At 47.5% G+C, this 12,453-nt stretch carries 12 protein-coding genes; 1 reads left to right on the top strand and 11 read right to left on the bottom strand.

The window, feature by feature from the left end; translation table 11 throughout:
* Window positions 1-165: 165 nt before the first annotated feature.
* Window positions 166-1,542, bottom strand: coding sequence for a class I SAM-dependent rRNA methyltransferase (locus ACDJ59_RS04405; RefSeq protein ID WP_413407799.1), 1,377 nt, complete (start codon window positions 1,540-1,542; stop codon window positions 166-168).
* Window positions 1,543-2,101: 559 nt separating this feature from the next.
* On the opposite strand from ACDJ59_RS04405, the gene ACDJ59_RS04400 reads away from it, so the two are divergent.
* Entirely contained in the window at window positions 2,102-3,103 is a 1,002-nt protein-coding gene (locus ACDJ59_RS04400; protein WP_017687227.1) for a Na/Pi cotransporter family protein, read from the top strand.
* A 57-nt stretch (window positions 3,104-3,160) separates the two neighbouring features.
* On the opposite strand, the gene ACDJ59_RS04395 is transcribed toward ACDJ59_RS04400, so the two are convergent.
* From ACDJ59_RS04395 to dnaK, 10 genes are all read right to left on the bottom strand, one after another.
* Complete coding sequence (locus ACDJ59_RS04395; RefSeq protein WP_091028391.1) at window positions 3,161-3,595, bottom strand: NUDIX hydrolase; 435 nt, start codon at window positions 3,593-3,595, stop codon at window positions 3,161-3,163.
* 113 nt (window positions 3,596-3,708) lie between these two features.
* Entirely contained in the window at window positions 3,709-5,055 is a 1,347-nt protein-coding gene (gene mtaB / locus ACDJ59_RS04390; protein ID WP_413407798.1) for a tRNA (N(6)-L-threonylcarbamoyladenosine(37)-C(2))-methylthiotransferase MtaB, read from the bottom strand.
* Window positions 5,056-5,057: 2 nt separating this feature from the next.
* Entirely contained in the window at window positions 5,058-5,822 is a 765-nt protein-coding gene (locus ACDJ59_RS04385; protein ID WP_413407797.1) for an RsmE family RNA methyltransferase, read from the bottom strand.
* A 137-nt stretch (window positions 5,823-5,959) separates the two neighbouring features.
* The gene (locus ACDJ59_RS04380) at window positions 5,960-6,640 is read right to left on the bottom strand and encodes a site-2 protease family protein (protein ID WP_253502023.1); all 681 of its coding nucleotides are present in this window, start codon (window positions 6,638-6,640) and stop codon (window positions 5,960-5,962) included.
* Between the two features lie 3 nt (window positions 6,641-6,643).
* Window positions 6,644-7,609 (bottom strand): 50S ribosomal protein L11 methyltransferase, encoded by a 966-nt coding sequence (gene prmA, locus ACDJ59_RS04375; protein WP_413407796.1) that lies wholly within the window; start codon window positions 7,607-7,609, stop codon window positions 6,644-6,646.
* 190 nt (window positions 7,610-7,799) lie between these two features.
* Window positions 7,800-8,192: a hypothetical protein gene (locus ACDJ59_RS04370; protein ID WP_211080824.1), complete on the bottom strand. Its 393-nt coding sequence runs from the start codon at window positions 8,190-8,192 to the stop codon at window positions 7,800-7,802.
* Complete coding sequence (locus ACDJ59_RS04365) at window positions 8,185-8,364, bottom strand: YfhD family protein (RefSeq protein WP_017687220.1); 180 nt, start codon at window positions 8,362-8,364, stop codon at window positions 8,185-8,187. The genes ACDJ59_RS04370 and ACDJ59_RS04365 overlap by 8 nt, the downstream gene beginning before the upstream one ends.
* Window positions 8,365-8,623: 259 nt before the next feature.
* Window positions 8,624-8,992, bottom strand: coding sequence for a hypothetical protein (locus ACDJ59_RS04360; protein WP_017687219.1), 369 nt, complete (start codon window positions 8,990-8,992; stop codon window positions 8,624-8,626).
* Between the two features lie 240 nt (window positions 8,993-9,232).
* Complete coding sequence (gene dnaJ / locus ACDJ59_RS04355; RefSeq protein ID WP_036615086.1) at window positions 9,233-10,357, bottom strand: molecular chaperone DnaJ; 1,125 nt, start codon at window positions 10,355-10,357, stop codon at window positions 9,233-9,235.
* 129 nt (window positions 10,358-10,486) lie between these two features.
* Window positions 10,487-12,331: a molecular chaperone DnaK gene (gene dnaK / locus ACDJ59_RS04350; protein WP_076328115.1), complete on the bottom strand. Its 1,845-nt coding sequence runs from the start codon at window positions 12,329-12,331 to the stop codon at window positions 10,487-10,489.
* Window positions 12,332-12,453 lie beyond the last annotated feature (122 nt).

The following is a 12,453-nucleotide window of genomic DNA, read 5'->3' as shown; positions in this document are numbered from 1 at the left end:
ATTCCCAGTATAACATATCTGACTTGGTTCGGAACATACGTTTGCCACTATCCGGTAAAACCGGAGATCATCTCCGTTAACACAGCAAAACAGCAAAAAGCCCGCAGCTATCACACTGTGGACTTTTGACTTGATCTATACTTGATTGGAACGGAAATCATACAATTAATTTTTTTTACTGCGCACTTCGAAAATAGCAAATTTCAAATAATGTCCTTCATCCACGCCCAAAATTTGCGGGTGGTCCTTACCGGCTGCTTTCCAGTCGATCAAACGAAGCACTTTGCCTGCATCTTCCGCTGCATCAGCAATCGTGTCCAAGAAAAGATCAGGACGCATATGATACGAACAGCTGGCTGTTACCAAATATCCACCCTCATTAACCAGTTTCATTCCTTGCAGGTTGATATCTTTATAACCGCGACATGCACCTTTAACTGCTGATTTCGTTTTGGCAAACGCAGGAGGATCAAGTATGACCACATCAAATGTTTTACCGCCAGCTGCAAGCGCTTTGGATGTATCCACTTTCTGTTCGCCTGCACGTGCACGTGTGGTACGTTCATCCAGCCCTTTCACTTGTTCACGCAAGTACTGGAATGCATCAGCAACTACGAACTCGACCCGGTCAGTGAAACCGTTCAGTTCCACATTTGTTCGTGCACTCTCAATGGCATGCTCCGAAATATCAAGACAAGTCACTTTTTTGGCTCCATACTTGCAAGCATTCAACGTAAAGCTACCCGTGTGTGAGAAACACTCCAGTACAGTGGCACCATCCCAATATGGGAATGTAACTACCTTACCGCTTTTATTCACAGGCAAGAGCTGCTCTGTGCCATCCTGCTCAGTCGTTTGAAGTGTGATTCCACTCTTGTAGCCCCAACCCTTCATGAGCGGTTCGATGGCTGCACGATTCTCACGTTGGTCGAAGAAGTAACCTGTCTTCTGCCCTTCCACGATATCCACTTTAATGAGTAGTCCATTCTCTGTAACAGTGACATGCCGTGGGCACTCTCCATACAGCGGACCTTTGGTCTGCTCCAAACCTTCCAGTTCACGAATCGAGACATCACTGCGCTCATATATGCCTTCCGGCTGCATTACTTCAATGAGTGCCTGTACGATGGCTTCACGGCAACGATCCATGCCAAGTGTAAGCAACTGTACAACGAGGATGCTACCGAAACGGTCAACGATCAAGCCTGGTAGAAAATCTGCTTCGCCGTAAACGAGACGGTATGCCTCTCCATCCTGGATAAAACGTTCCCGGTGACGCAAGCAATCGCGAAAACGCGCTGCAAAAAACGCCATATCCATCTGTTCGGACTCCAGTGGTTGATAAGCTACAACCCTTACAGTGATCTGAGATGCAGGATTGTAATAACCTGTCGCCAGATAGCGACCTTGATGATTCAATACATTGACCAGATCTCCCGGTTCCGGGTTTCCGTCAACAGAGGCAATTTCATTGTTAAATATCCATGGATGTGCATGTTCTAGCCGCTTTTTGCGACTGCGTTCGAGTGTGACTGATGGCAAGGTAGATCCACTTCCTTTAATTTAATAGTTCAAAAGATAGGTTTGGTGCGGCGCGCAGGTGGCGTTCCGGGTTCGAATCGATCTTCCGATCGCTGTTGTCTCCAGATTTTTTTGATTCCCTTTTTTAAAGGGAAAATCCGGTGACAAAGGCGCACGCTTCGCTTCTTCAGATTCGATTTCGTCCCCTCCACTACGCTTGCACGAATCACCGTATCTTTCGAATTGGGGTGCGGCAGTTAAGTGACGTTCCGGTTACGAATCGATCTTCTGATCGCTGTTGTCTCCAGATTTTTTTGATTCCCTTTTTTAAAGGGAAAATCCGGTGACAAAGGCGCACGCTCCGCTTCTTCGGTAACAATTTCGTCTTCTTCGCTGCGTTTGCACGAATCACCGTATCTTTCGAATTGTGTTTGGGCAGTTAAGACGCATTTCCGGACTTTTGGAAATGAGGGGCCGATAATTTAGGTCGCTTCCCTCTGAATTCCTTTAGGCTTGTCATGGTTGTCTTTTCTTACTCATAGGATGAGTTAAGGAACCGGACGGAAGGAATGATATTTCTATGTTTAGAGATGTTATATTGCCCCTACTCTATGGGCTTATTATCTTTTTTGGTGGCATGAAGCTGATGGAAACGGCCTTGCAGCGCATGGCTGGGCCCATGTTGGCAGGTTGGCTCAATCGTGCCACCTCTGCTCCATGGAAAGGCATGGCCTTCAGTGCAGGTGCAACGGCCCTATTGCAGAGCAGTACTGCGGTCACCGTACTCACCATTGGACTGGCTAATGCCAGATTAATTACCTATGGACGCACACTCGGCATCATCCTTGGCACCAACATCGGGACATGTCTGACGACAGAGCTGGTGGGACTACAGATCGGACGCGCTTCCCTGCCGCTACTCGTCCTGTCGCTAACGGGCTGGGCCATGTTTGTTGTTCTTGGTGAACGCAATCTGGCCGCTCCTGAACGCACGCGTCAGACTCTGTTTAACATCCAGTACAGCTTCCTCGCAGCTGCCGGATTTGCACTTGTTATGACAGGTATTCAGGTGATGCAATCCATTGCCTTACCTTTGCGGAGCATGGGCGTATTTCAATGGTTTCTCGACCGCTCGGCCGACAGCTTGTGGTGGGGCTTCCTGGCAGGTGCCTGTCTGACAGCGCTCATTCACAGCAGCGCAGCTGTCATTAGCATGGCGATTACGCTGGCAGCCACAGGGGTATTACCTGTGGAGATCGGCATCGCCATTGTGATCGGGTCCAATGTGGGGACCTGCATCACCGCTGTGATTGCTGCCGCGGGTGGAGCATCCGCAGGCAAATTTGTCGCAGCCTCCCATGTTGTATTAAACATTGCGGGAGCGCTGCTGTTTATGCCGCTGATCGGCCAGCTGCATGCAGCTTCGGCCTGGCTGTCAGCGGACAACGGGGCACAGATTGCGCATGCCCAGACCCTTTTTAACATCACCAGTTCACTGCTCGCTTTGCCATTCTGTTACTTGCCAATCTGGCACAAAAAACCACCGGTCCACGCCCCCGCGGCGAAGTCACCCGTGGCTTGATGATCTGCCTATCCTGACACACAGAACGCGCGGGTAACTGACTCGAACAATAATGCGTTATACGTTAATGCCTAACTTGTTCAGGGCTACACGCAAGATATCATCGTTATTATCATATCCGCTCTGCTGCTGTAAGGACCATGCTTCTTCCGGAGCATACCAATCCACACCCTTGATTTCTTCAATCTGAGGCTGTAGATCACCACTCTCGGCTTCAACGAGATAATAATGAACTTCCTTGTCCACCGGGCCAAAATCTGCATGTTGGTACGTGTAAGCAATGATATCGACCGGCTCTACAATGCGACCCACCATACCTGTCTCTTCCAAAATCTCGCGCAGTGCCGTCTGTTCGATTGTTTCTCCCTCTTCCATTTTGCCCTTGGCGAGAGTTGTTTTACCATAACGATCTACGATAAGCTGAATTTGAAGACGTCCGTCTTCCCCTGTTCTATAAACAACTCCGCCTGCTGAAATTTCTTTTTTGTTCATCGTGCTCTCCCCCATCAACTTCGATATCTTTATCTTATTTTTTGCAAAAGAAGGACCTCATCTCCCGGGTAAGCTCCCCAAGGAAATGAAATCCTTGTTTCTGACGCCTCGATTTACATCGCGGCGGACTTAAGATTCTCTTCCAACACACGTACCAGCGTAGCCTGACTCTCGTTGACGCCGGCTTCAACCACTTTGACTCGGCACACTTTACCGACCATATCCATCGTTCCATCAAAGACCAGTTGAATGTAGTTGTCGCTATAACCGTGCAGCTTGCCACTTCCCTCGCGGCCTTTGGCTTCACCTTCGGGAATAACATCCAGTACCTGTCCAACAAACTGCTCAGCGTACTCCAGCTGCATCTGCTCAGACAAGTCAATCAGTTCATGCACACGTGCATTTTTGACTTCTTCGTCCACCTGATCTTCCATTCGTGCTGCTGGTGTACCCGTACGCTTGGAATAAGGGAATACATGCATTTCGGAAAAACCGATCTTCCGCATCAACTTATAGCCATTACGATACATCTCATCCGTCTCACCTGGAAATCCAACAATGATGTCTGTTGTAATCGCTACATCAGGCATTGCTTCCCGAATGCGAAGCATTTTGTTATAAAACTCTTCTGTCGTATATTTGCGGCGCATGCGTTTCAACACCGTATCATCACCCGCTTGCAGCGGAATATGGAAGTGACGAACGAGTTTATCCGAACGTTTGATCACGTCGAGCATGCGGTCATCGATCTGACTGGCTTCAATCGAGCTGATTCGAATACGCTCCAAACCCTCTACCTTATCCAAATCCCACAGCAGATCGGTCAGATCATAGTTCTCCATGTCATCGCCATACCCACCTGTATGAATACCGGTCAGAACAATCTCCTTGTATCCTGCGTGTACGAGTTGATGCGCCTGTTGAATAATGCTGTTCGCCTCACGACTGCGTGAGAGACCACGAGACCACGGAATGATGCAGAACGTGCAAAAGTTATTGCAACCATCCTGAATCTTCAGGAACGCGCGGGTACGGTCAGCAAAATCCGGTACGTCCATTTCTTCAAATACACGGGTTTTCATAATATTACGTACCGCGTTAACCGGTTGACGGGACTCCTGAATTTCATTAACATATGGCAAAATCTTGTCACGGTCCTGTGTACCAATAACCAGATCCACCCCTGGGATGTCCAGAATCTCTGCCGGAGAAGTCTGCGCGTAGCAGCCTGTAACGGCCACAATCGCCTCCGGGTTGCGCCGAATGGCACGACGAATAATTTGACGGCTCTTTTTGTCGCCGGTATTGGTTACTGTACAAGTATTAATCAAGTATACATCCGCTGTCTGTTCATCAAAGTCCACTTGATCGTAACCTTCGTTTTTGAACAATTGCCAAATCGCCTCTGTATCATAGAAATTAACTTTGCAGCCTAAGGTGTAAAACGCCACGGATGGCATAATTACATTCCTCCCATTTCTCCGGATTCATATAGCACGCAAGTTAGTGCTGCCATTCCAGCTGTCTCAGCACGCAAAATGCGTTTGCCCAGTCCAACAGATACAGCACCTGCCTGATCAGCCTCTGCCGTCTCCTTCTCAGAAAATCCACCTTCCGGTCCAACCACGATCAAAACTTCTGCACTAGCATCAGGTGCAAGCTGCTCTATAAACGGTTTCAGTGCATCTCTCAGCTGTTTACCGTTTTCTTTCTCATAACAATAACATACCAGGCTGTAGCCCTCAAAAGAAGATAACAGCCCTTTCCAGGAAAGCGGCTGCTCGACGGATGGAATGCGATTCCGGTGACTCTGTTCGGCAGCTTCCTTGGCAATTTTCCGCCACCGCTCCAACCGTTTGCCTTCTTTCTTGGCATCATATTGCACAATCGTACGTTCTGATAGGAAGGGTACAAATGATACCGCCCCAATCTCAGTACATCTCTGGATGACTGTTTCCATCTTGTCGCCCTTGGGCAAACTCTGTGCCACGGTTACACGAATCCGTGCTTCATGGTCCATCTCGAGAGGTTCCATAATATTTGCAGTAACTTGGCCCACTTCAATACTCTCAATTTCCACGAGTGCTTCTCTGGAGTTTCCGTCACTGACAATCAGTTTATCTCCAGGTTTACCACGCATGACCTTGCCAATATGGCGTGCATCATCACCTGTGATAATCACAGCGTGTTCATTAAACTGTTCTGCAGATACAAAATATCGCTGCATTAGTCAATCCACCCATTCTGTCCTGTTATGATTGAAATTCACCCCACCTGATGGCAGGCGTGAATCCAATCGCCACAGATGATCATACAACTTTTACGTGTTTCTGACCAGTATTCCGGTCCATAAACAATGCGCTTTTAGCGATATAATTCGATAATCACCTTTGCCAGATCCACATACATCGTTTGCGCAAACTCATACAAAGGTTGAATCGTCACATTTTGCAACGGAGGTATAACAAGAATCAATAGGAAGATAAAAATAGACCATTGCTCCACCCCTTGCAGCTTGCGGCTGATTGAAGGTGGCACTACATCTTCCAGAATCCGATAACCATCCAGTGGGGGCAACGGAATCAAGTTAAACAGGAACAGGAAAAAGTTGGTTAAGTTAAAGATAGCGAAAAACGTCGTGATTGCTGTCAGCAGCCGCTCATTATCAATCCCACCGAGAGCTCCCGAACCAACCAGTGAAGCATAGATGATTGTACCGATGATCGCGAGCAAAAGATTGCTCAGAGGCCCTGCTGCAGATACGATGATGCCCATCAATCTAGGTTTGTCGAAGTTAGCCCGATTAACGGGAACTGGACGTGCCCAACCAAAGCCGGCAATAATGAGCAACAGCACACCTAACAAGTCAAAGTGTACAACCGGATTCAGCGTGACCCGACCCAACAGCTTCGCTGTCGGATCACCGAATTTGTTGGCAAAATACGCATGCGAGAATTCATGCACCGTAAATGCGATCAGAATGGTCAGCAGGAAAAACGGAAGCTGATCGATCGGATAACGAAAGAACGAATTCCAAAAGTCCATACGTTACCCCCTTCTGGCTACAAACGCCAGCCAATCCTCATCACGGTGGATCGCACTCACTTCAAATCCGGAGGCTACCAGTGCATCATGCACAACCTGCTCTTTGTTCTTCCAAATGCCGGATACAATATAGGTGCCACCAGACTCAAGCGCATTATAGACATCGTCTACGAACAACAAAATAATCTCAGCCAGAATATTCGCCACGACAACCTTAACCGGCAGTTGTACACCAAGTGCAGGGTCCTGACTCCCAAGGACGGACAACAGATCACTCTCTTTAACCGTAATTTGTTGCTCCAGCCCGTTCAGTTCCACATTCTCCCTGGCACTGATTACCGCAACCAGATCAAGATCAAGCGCCAGCACATGTTTTGCCCCGAGTTTAATCGCGCCTATAGCCAAAATCCCAGAACCTGTACCTACGTCAATGACTTCCTCGCCGCCCTGAATAACCGTTTCCAGTGTACGCAAGCAGAGGGAGGTTGTTGGATGTGTTCCTGTACCAAAAGCCATGCCTGGGTCAAGCTCAATAATTTTCTCATCCGGACTTTCAGGCGTATACTCTTCCCACGTTGGCTTGATCGTCAAACGTTCCGATACACGTACCGGCTTGAAATATTGTTTCCAAGCTGTTGCCCAGTCATCTTCATCCACTGTACGCGTCTCATAACGAACCTCACCTGTATCAATTCCGAATTCGGAGAGTTCCTCAATTCTCGGATGAACTTCTGACTGTAATGCAACCATATCCGTACCTTCGGAGAAGTACCCTTTGATGACCGCAAAGCCTTCCGGAATATCATTCAAAGGAACGTCGTATAACTCACCATATGTCGTGTCCCGTTTTTTATTTAAAGTACCGGACTCTTCAATCGAAACCCCTCCAGCACCCGCTTCATGTAAAAAATTCGAAATCATCTCCACAGATTCTTCTGTGGTATGTATTGTTAGTTCATGCCATAACATACTTGGTTTTTCCTCCTCATTTTTCAAACATCCCAACTATTGTACTACACAAGCTAGCCAGAGCACAAAGCCGCACCAGTAAAAGAAAAACAAAACAGGATATCCGCAGCCTGACTGCTCGAATATCCTGTCATCTATTCAACCATATCTGTTTCATTTACTTCAGCATTTTACATAATTTGAATCTCACTTAGCAAAAACGCCCACCATTCTGCGTGATCATCTCTGCGGCTTGCGGGAGCGAATCGTTGGATACGGACACGGTCAGCAAAATTTCTTGTTTTAGCCTGTTTGCCGAGTCCTCTTTAGGTGTATCATACACCTGACCATTGGACAACATTTCCGTTTCATCACTAATCAGGGCAAGTACATTCAGTTCGCCACTAAATCCTCCGACAACAGCCGTAGGAGAATTATCGGAGCCCGTAACATCGTTTGAGTCCAATGCAGACGCTTCATTGCCAAGGCTCTCAATACTCAATTGGTTCGGGTGTAACAATTCCAGGGCTCTGCGTGCAGACTCGGCCTCAGTCCAGCTTGTAAAAACAGCTTCGAGGGTCACTGCCGAGCGATCTTCAGTCATGAAGCTCCCGTCCCTGACGTCGATCAGCCGCTTCACTGCGGCGTAGTGCTTCTATATCTTCATGATCCGCAGCTTCAGCGCTGAATTCCACGTCCTCATTTTTTGCGGATTGCATACGTTTCATCTTTTCCGTTTTCGTTAAAATCTTGCCTGGACGTTCATGTTCTGCCATTGTAATGCTCCTCCTTCAAATTAAAATGAACTAATACGTGTTACACTGTAACACTCCGATTGTAGTCCCATCCTCCGATCGCTGTTATCCCCAGATTTTTTTTAATTCCCTTCTTCAAAGGGAAAATCCGGGGATAGCGTATGCTTCCGAAGTAGCTTTCTTGCGAAAGCTTTTAGGCGAACGCTTCGCTTCTTCAGATTGGTTCTACACTCTCCGTTAAAGTGTAATTATCTGTCCATCTTATATGGGTTTCTTGAAACTAGATCATTCCACCGGCTTGTTCGATTATGGACATGGCGCGGTGATGTACCGATTCATCTACGATGACAGTTAGCAATACATCTCTTCCTGTAGGTCCACCCTGTCCACCATCACTCATGCCGCTTGCAGAAGGATCCGCCGCAGCCATGATTCCAGCACTGGCATTTGTTTGCATCGAATCGGGCACCCATGATGAAAAACTGCCGGAAACGCCCGGCTTGTAGGAAGCCCCGCTTGGTCCTACACCCGCATATCGGCTGAATCGATTAATTGACAGGTCCTCCACTCGCAATGCCTCCAGTTTTTTGGCTGCCCCTTGAGCCTGCTCCGGGCTGTGAAAGTACGCCAAAATATTTTTCTCGGTCATCCGCTTCACCTGCTTCCCTAATTTCTCGCATATCAGCTATGCATATCATTCTCGCCATGCTATCTTTCCGCAATTTCGCTCAGAATATACCGAAATGCTCCCACAAATTGCTGTCGTTATTCGTAGCATAAATTCATGGATTTCACAAAAACCACTGAACCACAAAAAAAGGTGTACAAAAAAGGACACCCCGCGGTAAAAACCGCTGTGGTGTCCTTTTGAACTTGCTTTATTTTATTCTCAGTCGCCGCGGAAGGCGCGTTTCACTCTATCAAAGAAAGATTGTTCATGCTCATGTGTTTGCTCTCCATCCAGCGAAGCAATTTGGCGAAGCAGATCTTTCTGCTCGTCATTCAGCTTACTAGGTGTAACTACAACCACTTTCACATGTTGATCCCCTTGCCCCATACCGCGCAGGCGTGGTACACCTTTGCCTTTGAGGCGGAAATACGTTCCCGTTTGTGTACCAGCTGGTACTTTCAACTTCACTTTCTCGGTGAGCGTTGGGATCTCAACTTCATCTCCCAGAGCTGCCTGAGCAAAGGTAAGTGGGATTTCGCAATAAATATCGTCGCCTTCACGCTCGAAGAAATCATGTGATTTCACGCGAATGACAATATATAGATCTCCCGCTGGTCCGCCACGCAGGCCTCCCTCGCCTTCACCTGTCATACGCAGTTGCGCGCCGTCATCTACACCGGCTGGAATGCGAACATGGATTTTGCGTTGCTTGCGAACTTTACCGCTACCACTGCACGTTGTACATTTTTCTTTGATAATTTGGCCCGAACCGCTACAGTTCGAACATGCACGACGATTAACCATACGACCAAACGGTGTATTTTGCACGACTTCCTGCTGACCGCTACCTTGGCAGACCGAGCAGGTTTCCGGTTTCGTTCCAGGTTTGGCACCTGAGCCATGACAGGTATCGCAGCCTTCGGTACGCGGAATCGTAATATCGGTTTCTTTACCGAATACAGCTTCCTTGAACTCAATCGTCATCGTGTACTGCAGATCATTCCCCCGTTGCGGAGCATTTGGATCACGTCGTCCACCGCCACCGCCGCCAAAGAACATGTCGAAGATGTCGCCAAATCCGCCGCCGCCAAAATCACCGCCACCACCGAATCCACCTTGATTCGGATCGACATGACCATATTGATCATATTGTGCACGCTTCTGACCGTCACTCACTACGTCGTAAGCTTCTTTAACTTCTTTAAATTTAGCTTCCGCATCAGCAGCCTTGTTTACGTCAGGGTGATACTGACGGGCAAGCTTACGGTAAGCCTTTTTAATTTCATCGTCGTTAGCCGTTTTACTAACGCCAAGCACCTCATAATAATCACGCTTTTCAGCCACTCTTCCACCCCCATATCATTCACCATATCGCACATCGTGACAAAAGGAAAGCCAAAGCGCGGGAGCCCCGGCTATGACTTTCCCTCTAATTCGAACGTCACCGATGTTTAATTCGCGTAGAACTACGAATTAGTTTTGTTTTTTATCTTCGTCCACAACTTCGTAATCAGCGTCTACGACGTTGTCACGTTTAGCAGAACCTTGTTGCTCTTCAGTACCTTGTGCTTCTTGCTCTTGCGCCTGAGCTTGCTCATACAATTTCACGGACAGTTGTTGAACGATCTCTGTCAGTTCTTCTGTAGCAGCTTTGATATCTTCCAGGTTGTCGGAAGCCAGAACGCCTTGCAGTTTTTCTTTGGCAGCATTTGCTTTTTCAACTTCGCCAGCATCTGCTTTTTCGCCAAGATCTTTGATCGTTTTGTCAACAGAGTAGATCAATTGATCTGCACTGTTTTTCGCTTCAACGAGTTCTCTGCGTTTTTTATCTTCTTCAGCGTGCAACTCAGCATCTTTCATCATTTGCTCAACTTCAGCATCGCTCAAACCGCTGGAAGAAGTGATTGTGATTTTTTGAGTTTTGTTCGTACCTTTATCTGTTGCAGATACGTTAACGATACCGTTGGCATCAATATCGAAGCTAACTTCGATCTGTGGAACGCCACGTGGAGCTGGTGGAATATCACCCAACATGAAACGTCCAAGCGATTTGTTACCTGCTGCCATCTCACGCTCACCTTGCAGAACATGAATCTCAACGCTTGGTTGATTGTCTGCATATGTGGAGAACACTTGAGATTTGCTTGTAGGGATCGTTGTGTTACGCTCGATCATTTTAGTGAATACGCCACCTGCTGTTTCGATACCCAGGGACAATGGAGTTACGTCGAGCAATACAACGTCTTTCACATCACCTGTCAGTACGCCCGCTTGTACAGCAGCACCCAAAGCTACAACTTCATCCGGGTTAACACCTTTGTGAGGCTCTTTACCCGTCAATTTTTTGATCGCTTCTTGTACTGCAGGAATACGTGTGGAACCACCAACCAATACGATCTTGTCGATATCGTTAGGCGTCATACCCGCATCACTCAATGCACGACGAGTTGGTTCAAGCGTACGCTCAACCAGACCTTCAGAGATTTCTTCAAATTTCGCACGGCTCAGGTTCAACTCCAAATGCTGTGGAACGCCATCAGCAACTGTGATGAACGGCAAGGAGATCGTTGTAGTCAATACGCCGGAAAGTTCTTTTTTCGCTTTTTCCGCTGCATCTTTCAAACGTTGAACCGCTGCCTTATCTTTACTCAAGTCAATGCCTTGATCTTTTTTGAATTCACTTACGAGGTAATCAATGATCACTTGGTCAAAGTCATCCCCGCCTAGTTTGTTGTCCCCGCTAGTTGCTTTAACTTCGAAGAAGCCATCACCCAGTTCAAGAATGGATACGTCGAACGTACCGCCACCCAGGTCATATACGAGGATCGTTTGGTCTTCGGATTTCTCCATACCGTATGCCAAAGCTGCTGCTGTTGGCTCGTTGACGATACGCAGAACTTCCAAACCTGCAATTTTACCCGCATCTTTAGTCGCTTGGCGCTGACTGTCATTGAAGTAAGCTGGTACAGTGATAACGGCTTGAGTTACCGTTTGACCCAGATAAGCTTCAGCATCGGATTTCAATTTTTGCAGGATGATTGCAGAGATCTCTTGTGCGGAGTAGTCTTTGCTATCGATTGTTTCCTTGTGGGAAGTACCCATGTGACGTTTGATCGACATGATGGTACGATCCGGATTGGTGATGGCTTGACGTTTTGCTGTTTCACCAACAACACGCTCTCCATCTTTTTTGAAACCAACTACGGATGGAGTTGTGCGTGCGCCCTCCGGATTTGGAATTACGACAGCCTCGCCGCCTTCCATTACTGCTACGCATGAGTTTGTTGTTCCTAAGTCAATACCAATTACTTTGCTCATCCGAAAATTTCCTCCCTCAACAATTTAAAATGAATGGGTCTGATCTGACCCTTATTTAGATGTTCATGTTGCTAATCGTGCTCTATGTGTACAAACCTTTATATTAAACTTCGCCCACATTG

It is taken from the genome of Paenibacillus amylolyticus, assembly GCF_047302515.1.
GTDB classification, from domain to species: Bacteria; Bacillota; Bacilli; order Paenibacillales; family Paenibacillaceae; genus Paenibacillus; species Paenibacillus amylolyticus_G.
The sequence above is the reverse complement of the archived record's forward strand: the minus strand, read 5'-3'. Positions and strand labels throughout refer to the sequence as shown.